Genomic DNA, 13,862 nt, shown 5'->3' on the forward strand with positions numbered 1-13,862 from the left:
AAGAGTCTTGAGGGCAGCGGTGAGGATGTGATCCTTGGGGATGCCGGCTTCTTCCAGGGACTTGATCGAGCCGTCAGTGCGCTTTTTACCGGTATCGAGCTCGTTGAAGGTGTTGATCACCGCATAGGTGTCCTTCCAGTCCCAGCCGCGTTTTTTCGCTTCGGCGGCCATGGCGGCCCCTTGTTTCTGGCCCACTTCAAACGCGGCCATACCCAGGTACGGCACGTCTTCCATGAAGTTGCCCTTGGCATCGACAAAGCGGTCATCCACGGCCATGACTTTCAGGCCGTTGACCTTGGCCTTGGCGACGATGGCCGGGCCCAGGGACACGTCCGGTGGGCAGATCACAAAGCCCTTGGCACCGTTGGCGGCGAGACTGTCGATGGCCGAGAGGGTTTTCTCGCCATCGGGCACGGCGATCTTGATCACGGTGAAGCCATGCTCCTTGCCGGCTTTTTCGGCGAAAGCCCATTCAGTCTGGAACCACGGCTCTTCGGCCTGCTTGACCAGGAAGCCGATCTTCACTTCTTCAGCGGATACGATGCTGCTGAGGCTGCTTAACGCAACAGCGGCAGCCAGAACGCGTAGAACCTTTTTCATGAACGACACCTCTTGTTGTTGTTTTTGAGTCTTGGGTTTAACCGGCGAAACGATGGCAAGGCTTGCCAGGGATATCGACTTCAATGGCCAACAGCGCACCGTCCAAAGGGTGATCCAAGGGACTCGCGGCACTGGTGATATACAAGGTGGTGAGGTCGGGCCCACCGAACACGCAACTGGTGGGACGGCTGACCGGCAGCTCGATGATGCGGTCGACCTCACCTGCGGGCGTCAGGCGCAGCAGGCAACTGCCGTCCCAACGGGCGTTCCAGATGTAGCCCTCGCTGTCCATGGCCGAGCCGTCCGGCCCACCGCGCTCATGGGGTGCAAACCATACCTGGGCGGGTTCGAGCTGGCCGTCGGACTGGATCGAATGCTGATACAGCGTGCCGTCCATGCTGTCGCCGAAATGCACCTGGCTACCCTCCTCGTTCCAAAGCAACGTGTTGGGAATGCCCAGCCCGGTCAGCAACGGCGTGACCCGCGCATCGGCATCGACACGGAACAGGCCACCGGAGCGCCGGGTGATGGGCAGGTCTTCGCCCTGCTCACCGATATTGTTCTGCATGGTGCCCAGCCACAGCCGGCCCTGGGCATCGCAGCGCGCTTCGTTGCCACGGTTGCCCGGTTGCGGGTCGGCCACGCACAGCAGGGTCAGCGCCTGGGTAGCCAGGTCGAGGCGATACACACCGCTGCTCAAGGTCACCAGCGCATCGCCGCTTTCACACGGAATAAACGCCGAGACATGCTCGGGCAACGGCCACACCTGCAACTGCCCGTCCATCCAGCGCAGTGCCTGTTTGGCGGCGATATCCACCCAGTAAAGCGCCTGGGATCGAACATCCCAGAACGGTCCTTCGCCCAAGCGGGCACGGTGTGGGGTGACTGCGCTCAACGACATGAAGCCTCCTGATGACTTACAGCGATTCTCGAGACGGTGCGCCATCCACCAAGCGCTGGATACGCAACGGGTTGGCGTTTTTCAACGCGTCGGGCAGCAGGCTATCAGGGTAATTCTGGAAGCACACGGGCCGCAGGAAACGGTCGATGGCCAAGGTGCCGACCGAGGTGCCGCGGGCGTCGGAGGTCGCCGGATACGGCCCGCCGTGCACCATCGAATCGCAGACTTCCACCCCCGTGGGGTAACCGTTGAGCAGGATGCGCCCGACCTTCTGCTCCAGCAGTGGCGTCAACTCGGCGAACTGTTGCAGGTCAGCCGGTTCGCCGATGATCGTGGCGGTCAACTGGCCGCGCAGCCCATGCAGGGCGGCGCTGAGTTGAGCCTGGTCGACGACCTCGACAAACACCGTGGTGGGGCCGAACACTTCTTCCTGCAGCACTTCGTCGCCGTCGATCAGCGAGCGTACATCCGCCTTGAACAGTTGCGGTTGAGCCTGGTTGCCCACTTGCGTACTGCCTGCCAGATGCTGGATGCCCGGGTGAGACAGGAGTTTTTCCAGGCCCTTGCCGTAGCTGTCCAGGGTGCCGGTGTTGAGCATGGTTTGCGCCGGTTGCTCACCGATCAATTGCGCGACCTGTTGCGTGAACGCGGTGAACGCAGGCGAAGCGATGCCAATCACCAGTCCGGGGTTGGTGCAGAACTGGCCGCAGCCTTGTACCACCGAGGCAGTCAGGTCGCGGGCGACGCTCTCGGCACGCGTTTGCAGGGCCTGGGGCAGCACGATGACCGGGTTGATGCTCGACATTTCGGCAAATACCGGGATCGGTTGCGGGCGTGCGGCCGCCATATCGCACAGGGCACGACCACCCTTGAGCGAACCGGTAAAGCCCACCGCCTGGATTGCCGGGTGCTTGACCAGCGCTTCACCGACACCGCCGCCGAAGATCATGTTGAACACGCCCGCCGGCATCTCGCTGGCCTCGGCGGCGCGAATGATCGCATCAGCCACGCGCTCGGCGGTCGCCATGTGCCCGCTGTGCGCCTTGAACACCACCGGGCAACCGGCGGCCAGCGCAGCGGCGGTGTCGCCACCGGCGGTGGAAAACGCCAGGGGGAAGTTGCTGGCACCGAACACAGCCACCGGGCCCAGGCCGATACGGTATTGACGCAGGTCCGGACGCGGCAACGGCTGGCGGTCGGGCTGGGCTTTGTCGATACGCGCCCCGTAGAAATCACCACGGCGCAGCACGGTGGCGAACAAGCGCATCTGGCCACTGGTACGCCCGCGCTCGCCTTTGATACGGGCAGCAGGCAACGCAGTTTCGCGGCAGACCAACTCGACGAAATCATCGCCCAGCGCGTCCAGCTCATCGGCCACCGCGTCCAGAAACCGCGCACGCCGTGCGGCGCTCAAGGCGCGGTAGGCCGGGTAAGCGGCCGCTGCGGCTTTGGCGGCGGCATCCACCTCTTGCGGGGTGGCCTGGTAGAAATCCTGGGGCAAGGCTTCGCCGGTGGTGGCATCGATACTCTGCAGCTTGACGCTGCCGTTGGCGCTGCGCTGGCCGCCGATGTAGTTGTGGCCGAGGAACTGGGTCATGTAGGTCTCCTTAAAGGGTGATGACGTGGCCGGGTTCGAATACCGCGTCGACCATGCCGATGCCGTTGATCAATGGCGCGCCGAACTCAGCCTGGCTGATCTGGAACACATCGCCCGGTTGAGTACGTATACCGTCGGCGAATGACAGGGTAGCGGTGCCGAAGAAGTGAATATGCACATCGCCCGGTTTGAGAAACTGACTGTATTTGAAGTGGTGGTATTCAAGATTTTCCAGGCTGTGGCACATGTTGGCTTCGCCGCTGAGGAATTCGTTCTGCCAGATCACCTCGCCGTTACGCAGGATGCGGCTGGTACCGGCCAGATGCGCGGGCAACTCGCCCACGCGCAGCTCCGGGCCATAGCTGCAACTGCGCAGTTTGGAATGGGCCAGGTACAGGTAGTTCTTGCGTTCCATCACATGGTCGGAGAACTCGTTGCCCACCGCGAAGCCCAGGCGATAAGGCTTGCGGTCGTGACCGATCACATACAGGCCGCCGATTTCCGGCTCTTCGCCGGCGTCTTCGGCAAACGGCGGCACCGGGAAGGCGGCGCCTGGACGCACGACAATGCTGCCGTCGCCCTTGTAGAACCACTCCGGCTGCACACCGGCCTGGCCGGCAGCGGGTTTGCCGCCCTCCACGCCCCATTTGAAGATGCGCATGGTGTCGGTCATCGCGCTGTCATCACCGGCCTGCTGGTGCATCTTGTCGCGGGCCGAGGCACTGCCCAGGTGGGTCAGGCCGGTGCCGCTGATCAGCATATGGGCCGGGTCCGGGTGGTCCAGCGGTGGCAGGACTTTAAGTTCGGCCAGCAGCGCCGCGTAGTCATGACTGGCACCCAGGCCCAGGCTCTGTACCTGTTGCTGCAATTTGACCCCGGCTTCGATGGCGGCCAGGGCCAATTCGCGCACGCTGTGCGCGCCCTGCACTTCCCGCAGGGTGTCGCCTTCCACCACGCCGACGCGGCGCTCACCGTTGCTCAACTCGAACTGAACTAAACGCATGCAGGTTCTCCTGGATTTAAGTACGTGTGGCGCCACGGGCGCTGGCGGCAAATTGATCGACGGGCAGTACGTGCTTGCGCTCCAGCAAGCGGTAGACCACGAGGGTCAGCAGCAACCCGAACAGCATCACGCCGGATAGGAAATACAGGCCCGAGGCGAGGTTGCCGGTGTACTCCTTGAGCGCCCCGATCACGAACGGGCCGATATAGCCGCCAAGGTTGCCCACCGAGTTGATCAAGGCGATGCCGGCCGCCGCGCTGGCACCGGCAAAAAACCGTCCCGGCAAGGTCCAGAACACCGCAGTGCAGGAAAACATCGCGAAAGCTGCCAGGCACAGCGCGGCCATCTGCAGCACCGGCACACTCAGCCAGGCACTGCAGAACAGGCCAATGGCGCCGAGCACATAGAGCACGGCGAGATGGCCATAGCGATCGTTCAATCGATCGGAACTGCGCGGGATGATCAGCAGGCCGATGATGCCGAAGATATACGGCACGGCCGAGATGAAGCCGGTGGTGAGGTCACTGCCACCGAACTGCTTGATCAGGGTCGGCAACCACAGGCCCAGGCCGTAGATGCTCAGGGTCACCGGCAGGTAGAACAGCGCCAGCAACAGCACGCGTTTGTCTTTGAGCGCGTGCAGCGGGTTGCCGTGACGGGTCTGGCCGTAGGCTTGCAGGTCTTTTTCCAGCTCGCCGGTAAGCCAGGTTTTCTCTTGCTCGCTCATCCAGCTGACCTGCCTGGGACCGTCCGGCAGGTAGCGCAGCACCGGCCAGGTCAGCAGGATCGCCGGGGTGCCGATCACGATAAACAGCCACTGCCAACCGTGCAGGCCAAGAATGCCGTCCATGCCGAGCAAACCACCGGACACGGGCCCGGTGATCATCATTGCAATGGGTTGGGAGAGAATGAACAGCCCAAGGATCTTGCCGCGATGGCGCACCGGGAACCACTGGGTGATGTAGTACAGCACGCCGGGGAAGAACCCCGCTTCCGCCGCGCCCAGCAGAAAGCGCATCACATAGAAACTGTGCGGCCCCTGCACAAAGGCCATGCCGATGGTGATGGCGCCCCAGGTAATCATGATGCGCGCAAACCAGCGCCGCGCGCCGAAGCGGTCGAGCATCAGGTTGCTGGGGATCTCGAACAGGAAGTAGCCGATGAAGAACAGCCCGGCGCCCAGGCCATAGGCAGCATCACCGATACCAACGTCGGCGCCCATGTGCAGCTTGGCGAACCCTACGGCGGAACGGTCCACGTAGGCGATCAGGTACAGCAGGATCAGGAAGGGAATCAGTTTCAGCGTGATGCGCCGAATAAGCCGCAATTCCTGGCTCATGGGGTCGATCTCCGATTGTTGTTTTTATAGAAGCTCGGGGGACGCCTCTCGCGAAATCCGCCAGGGTCATACCTCAGTTGAGAAAGACTATATAGTAGGACTATTTACAAAACAACTCTTCCAAAGCAGCGATTTTGCGCTTATGTTTAAGCACGCATAGAACATATAGTCATACAATAAGAGAATCGATCATGCCTGACAAAAAGCCCGGCCTACGCTCCGCCCAATGGTTTGGTACCGCCGACAAAAACGGCTTCATGTATCGCAGCTGGATGAAGAACCAGGGCATTGCCGACCACCAGTTCCATGGCAAGCCGATCATCGGCATCTGTAACACCTGGTCGGAGCTGACCCCGTGCAACGCGCATTTCCGCCAGATCGCCGAGCACGTCAAGCGCGGCGTGATCGAGGCCGGTGGCTTCCCGGTGGAGTTCCCGGTGTTCTCCAACGGCGAATCCAACCTGCGCCCTACCGCGATGCTGACCCGCAACCTGGCAAGCATGGATGTGGAAGAAGCGATTCGCGGTAACCCGATTGACGGTGTGGTGCTGCTGACCGGCTGCGACAAAACCACCCCGGCGCTGCTGATGGGCGCCGCCAGTTGCGACGTGCCGGCTATCGTGGTCACCGGCGGGCCGATGCTCAATGGTAAACACAAGGGCCAGGACATCGGCTCGGGCACGGTGGTGTGGCAGCTCAGCGAACAGGTCAAGGCTGGCACCATCACCCTGGATGACTTCCTCGCGGCCGAAGGCGGCATGTCGCGCTCGGCAGGCACCTGCAACACCATGGGCACCGCCTCGACCATGGCGTGCATGGCCGAGGCACTGGGCACGTCCCTGCCCCACAACGCGGCGATCCCAGCGGTGGATGCGCGGCGTTATGTGCTGGCGCACATGTCCGGTATGCGTGCGGTCGAGATGGTGCGCGAAGACTTGAAGCTGTCGAAGATCCTCACCAAAGAAGCGTTTGAAAACGCGATTCGCGTGAACGCGGCCATCGGCGGTTCGACCAACGCGGTGATTCACCTTAAAGCCATCGCCGGGCGCATCGGCGTGGAGCTGGACCTCGATGACTGGACCCGCATCGGGCGCGGCATGCCGACCATCGTCGACCTGCAACCCTCAGGGCGCTTCCTGATGGAAGAGTTCTACTACGCTGGCGGCCTGCCTGCCGTGTTGCGTCGCCTGGGTGAGGCCAACCTGATCCCCCACCCGAACGCCTTGACCGTCAATGGCAAGTCCCTGGGCGAGAACACCAAGGACTCGCCGATCTACGGCCAGGACGAAGTGATCCGCACCCTCGACAACCCGATTCGCGCCGACGGCGGCATCTGCGTGCTGCGCGGCAATCTGGCGCCGTTGGGTGCGGTGCTCAAGCCGTCTGCCGCCAGCGCCGAACTGATGCAACACCGTGGCCGTGCGGTGGTGTTCGAAAACTTCGACATGTACAAGGCGCGCATCAATGATCCGGAGCTGGACGTGGACGCCAACTCGATCCTGGTCATGAAGAACTGCGGCCCCAAGGGTTACCCAGGCATGGCCGAGGTCGGCAACATGGGACTGCCGGCCAAACTGCTGGCCCAGGGCGTGACTGACATGGTGCGCATTTCCGATGCGCGCATGAGCGGCACCGCCTACGGCACGGTGGTCTTGCACGTGGCACCGGAAGCCGCTGCCGGCGGGCCATTGGCGGCCGTGAAGGAAGGTGACTGGATTGAACTCGACTGCGCCAATGGCCGCCTGCACCTGGACATCCCCGACGCCGAGCTGGCGGCGCGCATGGCTGATCTGGCGCCACCGCAAAAGCTGATCGTCGGTGGCTATCGCCAACTGTACATCGACCATGTGCTGCAAGCCGACCAGGGCTGCGACTTTGACTTCCTGGTGGGCTGCCGCGGAGCGGAAGTCCCACGGCATTCCCACTAATTGGGATGCTATGATGCGGCGAATTCAAGCCAGAGCCTGCCCGTCGTTATGGATCACCAGCCGCCCAAGCCGCGCAAGAGCCAGCATGCCCAGATCGTTCAGGACCTGGGCATGCACATCGTTTCCGGTCGCTTCAAGCCCGAAGAACGGTTGCCCATGGAAGCCACGCTGTGCGAGGAATACCAGGTCAGCCGTTCGGTGTTGCGCGAGGCGACGCGGGTGCTCAGCGCCAAGGGCCTGGTGTATTCCAAGCCACGGGTGGGTGCGGTGGTACGGCCACGCTTGAAATGGCACCTGCTCGACCCGGATGTGCTGTCCTGGTTGATGCAGTCCACGCCCCACAGTGAGTTCTTCAATACGCTGGCCGGGGTGCGCCGCATCCTCGAACCGGAAATCGCTGCCATGGCCGCGACCACCGCCACCGATGAAGACATCGCCATCATCGAACAAGCCTACCAGGGCATGGAAACCGCCAAGACCCATGAGGATCTGTTGCAGGCCGACCTGGACTTCCACCGCGCGATTGCCGACGCCACCCGCAACGACCTGCTCGCCTATATGTGCAACATGCTCTCGTTGCCGCTGCGCGAGTCGATCAATATCACCAACCGCCGCCCGGATATCCAGGGCCTGAGCCTGCCCCGGCACAAGGCAATCCTCACCGCGATCCAGAACCGCGATGCGCTGGGCGCAAGGCATGCCTCGCTGGTACAACTGGATGACACGCGGGTGGCGCTGGATACGGTGATGAATGTATTGACGCCGTTGTAACCCCACCCCGTCGCACTCACTCCTGATTGTTATTGTTGGCTCTGGGGCAGGTGTTATCGCCCTCTTTTTTCAGCGCCAGCACCGCCTGGCGCTCGGACAACAAGTGGGTGATAGCCCCGCCGATAGCGGCAGATATAAGCGCCAGGGCTTCTTTAGGCAGATTGATCGCCGCCCACGTCAAGCCGCCGATCAGCAGGATGACAAACAGGATATTGAAACGTGACACACCCAGTTTTATCGAGCGCACGATATCGGACGTGTCCTGCATCTTTTCAAAGCGTTTAAGGTCTTCGAACTTGCGCACCGATTCCAACGTTTCCAGATAGTGGGTTTCGGCCCGTTTCAATTTCTTGATCACGTCGGCTTCGAGCATAACCTCCTCTATCTCGATCCTGACCAGGCTGATATTGGCACCCGGCCGGCCGAGGATTTCGGAGCTCAACGAACTTTCGGCAAGCTCGGCCAACAGATACGTGTATGAGGTCTCGCTGATTTCCTTGGCGTATTTTTGCAAGGCTGACGTGTAGCACTTGGTGGCGTACCGGGTGAACAGACGCTCCGCATCGTTGGTTTTTTTAATCAGTTCTTCAACTTCATTTATGAGTTCCTGTTCCATTTTTAATATCCCTATTAAGCGTGGCTTGGAAAAATAATAAGCGCCGACCACTACGCTGACACGTTAACGGCAAACATCCCTCCATCGCCCTTCACTGTCTACTGTCAAACCTGACAGTAACGCAGCTGCAAATGTGGGAGGGGGCTTGCTCCCGATAGTGGTGTATCAGTCAAAAACATTGAGACTGACTCACCGCTATCGGGAGCAAGCCCCCTCCCACATTGAGTACTGTGTATAGCCTTATAGGGTGTAGGAGATTCCGACCTGCACGGTGCGCGGTGCGCCTGGGTAAGCGTAGATATTGCCGAACGCGCCTTCCTCATACTCGCGGTTGAACAGGTTTTTCACGTCCAGGTTCAGACGCACCTGCTCGTTGACCTTGTAGTAACCCAGCAGGTCGACCACGGTGTAGGCGTCCATCGAGAAGGCCGTATTGGCGGTCTGGCCGGCGCGCTGGTCGACGTACTTGCCACCGGCCCCCAGGCCCAGCCCTTTGAGTGCGCCGTCCTGGAACTCGTAGACGTTGAGCAGGCTGAAGCTGTTGCGCGGGATGTTCATCAAGCGGGTGCCGGCGCGCAGGGTGGTGTCGCGGGTCACTTCGGCGTCCACGTAGGCGTAGCCGCCGATCACACGCCACTCGGGTGTGAGGTTGCCCGCCACGTTGAGGTCAAATCCGCGGCTGCGTACCTGGCCGGTCGCGACACTCAGGGTATTGTCCAAAGGGTCGGTGGCCAGCACGTTTTTCTTTTCGATCTGGTAGATCACCGCGTCGACGCTCAGTTGACGATCAAGCGCTTCCCACTTGATGCCCATCTCGTAGGACTTGCCTTTCTCCGGCGCGAAACCACCGCCTTCGCGGCTGGCGCCGGTGTTGGGCTTGAACGAACGGGCGGCGTCGGCATAGACCGCGACGGTGTCGGTGAGGTCGTAGATCACGCCCACACGCGGCGTGACGGCGTTGTCGGCGGCGGTCCACGGTTTTACTCCCGCCACATAACTTTGGTAGTCATGTTCAAAACGCTCGAAACGCGCACCTGCCAAGACTTTCAGACGCTCGGTCAGTGCCACCTGGTCCTGCACGAAGGCAGCGTAGGTCTTGAGGTTTTCTTTATCGTGGGTGGGCGTGCGAGTCAGCGCCGGGCGCGTTTGGCCGTACACCGGATTGAAGATGTCGATCGGGTAAGTGCCCAGGGCCGCACTGGAACGCTGGATGATCGACTTGTAGTCGTAATCCTCGTACTCGATACCGGTGAGCAAGGTGTGCTCGAACCCGCCCGTGGAGAAGTGGCCCGTCAGGTTGAGCTGGTAATCCTTGTCGGTCCATTCCAGCTTGCGGTAGTTGAAGTTGCGTTGCAGGGTACGGCCATCGGCGCCCAGGCTGCTCGGTCCATTGGCTTCAATGGCGTTACCTTTCAAGCTGCCGTCCAACCATTGGAAACCGCCGCCCAGGGTCCAGTTGTCGTTGAGCGCGTGCTCGAAACGCAACTGGGCCATGTTGTTGTCGTTGTGCAGCTTGCCGGCATCCTTGTCGCCCCAGAACGTATCGCGCGATGGCGTGCCGCGCTGGTTGGGGAAACGCGTCAGGCCACGGTCCAGCGGGTGGTTGTTGCGCATGAAGTCGCCTTCGAAGGTCACCTTGGTGGCATCGGTGGCCTGCCAGGTGATCACCGGCGTCACGCCGTAGCGCTCGGTCTCGACATGATCGCGGAAGGTATCGCCACCCTCGCCCACCACGTTGAGGCGATACGCCAGACGGCCCTCTTCGTCCAGAGGGCCGGAGGCATCCAGGGTGCCGCGCTTCATGCCCTGGTCATTCACCTGGCTGCCCAGGGTGACGGTGCGTTCGGCCAAGGGTTGCTTGGACACCACGTTGAACGTACCACCGGGGTCGCCACGGCCGTAGAGCATGGTTGCGGGGCCGCGCAACACCTCAAGGCGTTCGATGGTGTTGGCATCCGGCATGTTCGGGTAGCCCCGGTTGATCGGAAACCCATTGCGGTAGAACTCACCGGTGGTGAAGCCACGTACGGTGAAGGTGGTCAGGCCCTGGCCGCCAAAGTTGTTGGCGCGGCCGACGCCGCCGGCGTAGTCGAGGGCATCTTGCAGGCGGGTTGCGCCGATATCCTCGACCACGTCTTTGGAGACAACGCTGATGGACTGTGGGGTTTCATGAATCGAGGTGTCGGTGCGTGTCGCACTGGCTGAACGGGTGGCGTGGTAGCCCTGAACCGGGCCCTGCGCCGATTCGAAATCTGCAGTAGCAGTCACATTGGTGGCTTGCAGCTCGATACTGGCTTTTTCAGCAGGGGCATCCTCTGCCCAGGTCAAAGGGGAAAACGCCTGGAGCACACAGATTGAAATCAGGGTACGACGCATGGATGTAAACCTAGTGAATGAGCCAGATGGGGCGGCAAACCTGCCAATAATTCGCCGCGCATCATATCTCAGCATATTCTCGTTTGATATCAATTCTCATTTGTTATTTTTCAAGTATCGGCGTTGTATCGAGCGGGTACTGCAAAAACCACGGGCGAAAAAAAGCCACTCAATCGAGTGGCTCATATCACCGGCTGGCTGGCCTCAACGGTAGCGTTCCAACCAATGTGCGTAAGGCGCCGGCAAGGTCCAGGAGGACTTGTCCACGCCCAACTCCTTGGCGGCAAAGTACGCCCAGTGCGGATCGGCCAAATGCGCACGCCCTACCGAAACCAGGTCCAGATGACCGGCCTGCAGCGCGCCTTCGGCCAGTTGCGGAGTACCAAAGCCCCACGCCGATGTCACCGGGATACCGGCTTCACGACGTACACGTTCAGCAATTGGCCCCATGAACGCCGGACCCCACGGGATGTTGGTGTCAGGAATCGTGAAACCGACACTGACGCTCAACAGATCCAGGCCACCGGCCTTGAAGCGGCGCGCCAGCTCGATGGATTCGGTAAGCGTCTGCTCATCGCGGCCGTCATATTCGATCACGCCAAAGCGTGCGGTCAGTGGCAGGTTTTCCGGCCAGACTTCGCGTACGGCGGCCAGGGTTTCCAGGAGAAAACGGCTGCGGTTATCGAAGCTGCCACCGTAGGCATCGGTGCGCTGGTTGGAGTGCTCGGAGAAAAAGCTTTGGCCCAGGTAACCGTGGGCGAAGTGCAGTTCGATCCATTCAAAACCGGCATCGCGGGCGCGACGGGCGGCATCGACGAAGTCTTGCTGGACGCGGGCGATGTCTTCCAGGGTCATGGCACGCGGCACGTTGGGCAAATTGGCGCCGAATGCAATGGCCGACGGCGCGATGGTTTCCCAGCTGCGGGCATCGGAAGCCGGGATGTGGTCATCGCCCTCCCATGGGCGGTTGGCGCTGGCTTTGCGGCCCGCGTGGGCGATCTGGATGCCCGGTACCGAACCTGCGGCCTTGATGGCCTTGACCATCGGCACGAACGCCTGGGCATGGGCATCGCTCCAGATACCGGCGCAGCCTGGGGTGATACGCCCCTCCGGTGCGACTGCTGTGGCCTCGACTACCAGCAGGCCGGCACCGCCCCGGGCCATGCCGGCCAGGTGCACATGGTGCCAGTCGTCGACCATGCCGTCGTCGGCCATGTATTGGCACATCGGCGGGATGGCAATGCGATTGCGCAAGGTAACGTCTTTGAGTTTGAACGGTTCGAACAATGCGGACATCAGATACTCCGAGAGAAGCGTGTGTGATTCGATAGTTCGATGGTAATCGAACTATGGTATTGAACGCTACCCCCCTGTTATGATCCGCCCCATGCGAGCCTTCAAACACCCTACCCTGCAAGAATTGACGCTTGAGCGCGTGCTGTACGCCCTCAGCGACCCCGTGCGCCTGGACATCGTGCGCTGCCTGGCCGGCGTGGCCGAAGCCAGCTGTGGTGAACTGGATGGCGGGCGGCCCAAGTCCAGCATGTCCCACCACTTCAGGGTGTTACGTGATGCGGGCCTGGTACACACGCGCAATGTGGGGACCACCCATATGAATTCGTTGCGCCGTGAAGAGCTTGAGAGCCGCTTTCCCGGGCTGCTGGCGAGTGTTCTTGCGCAATCCTAGCCGGCGTTTTGCCCATCAGGACGCAACTGGCTGCAGCAACACGCCATTAAGGTGCACGCAGTCCTTGCCATTGCGCTTGGCGCCGTAGAGATTTTTGTCCGCCATCTTGAGCACCGCCGATAACTCGTCACCTGGCGCGAAGCGTGCCATGCCCGCACTGCAGGTGTAGTTGTGAGGCGCGGCAACACTTGAGCGTATGGCCTGCAACAAACCCAGCACGAACTCACGGGCGAAGACCGGGTCATCGTCCTGCAACAACACGCCGAACTCCTCCCCGCCGATTCTTCCAAAGCTGTGGCTACCTTTGGCGTTTTTCAGGCACACGGCCATGGCCCGCAGGATCTTGTCACCGACATCGTGACCGTACAGATCATTTTTTGCCTTGAAGCTGTCGATATCCAACATGATGAAGTAGCCAGCCTGGCCGCTGTCGAGCAGCTGTTCGAAGCTTTGCATAAAAGCGCGACGGTTAAGGATCGAGGTCAAATAATCGGTTTCGGCCAAGGCGCGAAACTCGCTTTCCACCAACAACACCGAACGCAGGTTCTTCAAATACGAATAACTCAGGATAAAACCGATGGAGACCGAAGATGCGCAAAATATCAGCAGATACGCCTGTGTTCCTGCATATGTATCGGCCTGCATCGGCGACCATAATATGAACCAGATCAACAGGGCGCCGACCAGATAATCCTGAACACTGATAAACAAGATAGCGCTGCCGACCACCAGGGTAACGGCCAGGGGCAAGCCGTAGATACGCAACTCCTGATTAAGGCCAATGACATAGGCAAACCCCACGGACAACATCACGATATAGGCCACTCCCAGCATCCGCCACAGTAGAAAGTTGGCGGTTTTGGAGTGAAACCGGCATACCAGCAACAGACCAATGGTGACACCCAACATGGACAGGTCGAACTGCATGGCCGGATGAATCAGCCATATACCGACCCAGGCAATGATCCCGATCCATTCCGCTTGGGTCACCGCAGGCGACAACAACCTGCGCATCCTGGGCCTTAACTTCAAGTTAGCAGGCAT

Annotated in this window: 12 protein-coding genes; 3 read left to right on the forward strand and 9 right to left on the reverse strand. The window is 60.9% G+C overall.

Going from position 1 to position 13,862, the window contains the following annotated elements; translation table 11 throughout:
- From J1G33_RS22235 to J1G33_RS22255, 5 genes are all read right to left on the reverse strand, one after another.
- The coding region (locus tag J1G33_RS22235) for a substrate-binding domain-containing protein (RefSeq protein WP_223018757.1) at positions 1–600 on the reverse strand (600 nt) is incomplete at its 3' end.
- Positions 601–637: 37 nt separating this feature from the next.
- Positions 638–1,501 carry an SMP-30/gluconolactonase/LRE family protein gene (locus tag J1G33_RS22240; protein WP_223018758.1) on the reverse strand — a complete coding sequence of 288 codons (864 nt, stop codon included), beginning with the start codon at positions 1,499–1,501 and terminating at the stop codon, positions 638–640.
- A gap of 16 nt (positions 1,502–1,517) precedes the next feature.
- Positions 1,518–3,098, reverse strand: a complete 1,581-nt coding sequence (locus tag J1G33_RS22245; protein ID WP_223018759.1) for an aldehyde dehydrogenase (NADP(+)) — start codon at positions 3,096–3,098, stop codon at positions 1,518–1,520.
- 10 nt (positions 3,099–3,108) lie between these two features.
- Positions 3,109–4,101: an AraD1 family protein gene (gene araD1, locus J1G33_RS22250; protein ID WP_223018760.1), complete on the reverse strand. Its 993-nt coding sequence runs from the start codon at positions 4,099–4,101 to the stop codon at positions 3,109–3,111.
- A 16-nt stretch (positions 4,102–4,117) separates the two neighbouring features.
- Positions 4,118–5,440, reverse strand: coding sequence for an MFS transporter (locus J1G33_RS22255; protein ID WP_078821050.1), 1,323 nt, complete (start codon positions 5,438–5,440; stop codon positions 4,118–4,120).
- A gap of 191 nt (positions 5,441–5,631) precedes the next feature.
- Here J1G33_RS22255 and J1G33_RS22260 point away from each other — a divergent pair, with 191 nt between their 5' ends.
- Positions 5,632–7,368, forward strand: coding sequence for an IlvD/Edd family dehydratase (locus tag J1G33_RS22260; protein ID WP_005787482.1), 1,737 nt, complete (start codon positions 5,632–5,634; stop codon positions 7,366–7,368).
- Positions 7,369–7,416: 48 nt separating this feature from the next.
- Positions 7,417–8,139: a FadR/GntR family transcriptional regulator gene (locus J1G33_RS22265; protein ID WP_005787481.1), complete on the forward strand. Its 723-nt coding sequence runs from the start codon at positions 7,417–7,419 to the stop codon at positions 8,137–8,139.
- 16 nt (positions 8,140–8,155) lie between these two features.
- Here the strand turns inward: J1G33_RS22265 and J1G33_RS22270 are convergent, their stop codons facing one another.
- The 3 genes from J1G33_RS22270 to J1G33_RS22280 form a co-directional block, all read right to left on the reverse strand.
- On the reverse strand, positions 8,156–8,755 hold the full coding sequence (locus J1G33_RS22270; RefSeq protein WP_078821049.1) for a hypothetical protein: 600 nt from the start codon (positions 8,753–8,755) through the stop codon (positions 8,156–8,158).
- Between the two features lie 240 nt (positions 8,756–8,995).
- On the reverse strand, positions 8,996–11,131 hold the full coding sequence (locus tag J1G33_RS22275; protein ID WP_223018761.1) for a TonB-dependent receptor: 2,136 nt from the start codon (positions 11,129–11,131) through the stop codon (positions 8,996–8,998).
- 204 nt (positions 11,132–11,335) lie between these two features.
- A complete protein-coding gene (locus J1G33_RS22280) occupies positions 11,336–12,427 on the reverse strand; it encodes an NADH:flavin oxidoreductase/NADH oxidase (RefSeq protein ID WP_223018762.1) in 1,092 nt (363 codons plus the stop codon).
- A 91-nt stretch (positions 12,428–12,518) separates the two neighbouring features.
- On the opposite strand from J1G33_RS22280, the gene J1G33_RS22285 reads away from it, so the two are divergent.
- Positions 12,519–12,818, forward strand: a complete 300-nt coding sequence (locus tag J1G33_RS22285) for a helix-turn-helix domain-containing protein (protein ID WP_050549300.1) — start codon at positions 12,519–12,521, stop codon at positions 12,816–12,818.
- 15 nt (positions 12,819–12,833) lie between these two features.
- On the opposite strand, the gene J1G33_RS22290 is transcribed toward J1G33_RS22285, so the two are convergent.
- Entirely contained in the window at positions 12,834–13,862 is a 1,029-nt protein-coding gene (locus tag J1G33_RS22290) for a GGDEF domain-containing protein (protein WP_223018763.1), read from the reverse strand.

It is taken from the genome of Pseudomonas sp. P867, assembly GCF_019891455.1.
Lineage (GTDB): Bacteria > Pseudomonadota > Gammaproteobacteria > Pseudomonadales > Pseudomonadaceae > Aquipseudomonas > Aquipseudomonas synxantha_A.

What these genes read in the sequence shown, in the direction of transcription:
- J1G33_RS22255 (WP_078821050.1), bottom strand. Translation starts at nt 5,440, where the DNA reads ATGAGCCAGGAATTGCGGCTTATTCGGCGCATCACGCTGAAACTGATT.
- J1G33_RS22265 (WP_005787481.1), top strand. Translation starts at nt 7,417, where the DNA reads ATGGATCACCAGCCGCCCAAGCCGCGCAAGAGCCAGCATGCCCAGATC.
- J1G33_RS22270 (WP_078821049.1), bottom strand. Translation starts at nt 8,755, where the DNA reads ATGGAACAGGAACTCATAAATGAAGTTGAAGAACTGATTAAAAAAACC.
- J1G33_RS22280 (WP_223018762.1), bottom strand. Translation starts at nt 12,427, where the DNA reads ATGTCCGCATTGTTCGAACCGTTCAAACTCAAAGACGTTACCTTGCGC.
- J1G33_RS22285 (WP_050549300.1), top strand. Translation starts at nt 12,519, where the DNA reads ATGCGAGCCTTCAAACACCCTACCCTGCAAGAATTGACGCTTGAGCGC.
- J1G33_RS22240 (WP_223018758.1), bottom strand. Translation starts at nt 1,501, where the DNA reads ATGTCGTTGAGCGCAGTCACCCCACACCGTGCCCGCTTGGGCGAAGGA.
- araD1 (WP_223018760.1), bottom strand. Translation starts at nt 4,101, where the DNA reads ATGCGTTTAGTTCAGTTCGAGTTGAGCAACGGTGAGCGCCGCGTCGGC.
- J1G33_RS22260 (WP_005787482.1), top strand. Translation starts at nt 5,632, where the DNA reads ATGCCTGACAAAAAGCCCGGCCTACGCTCCGCCCAATGGTTTGGTACC.
- J1G33_RS22275 (WP_223018761.1), bottom strand. Translation starts at nt 11,131, where the DNA reads ATGCGTCGTACCCTGATTTCAATCTGTGTGCTCCAGGCGTTTTCCCCT.
- J1G33_RS22290 (WP_223018763.1), bottom strand. Translation starts at nt 13,862, where the DNA reads ATGCCTGCTAACTTGAAGTTAAGGCCCAGGATGCGCAGGTTGTTGTCG.
- J1G33_RS22245 (WP_223018759.1), bottom strand. Translation starts at nt 3,098, where the DNA reads ATGACCCAGTTCCTCGGCCACAACTACATCGGCGGCCAGCGCAGCGCC.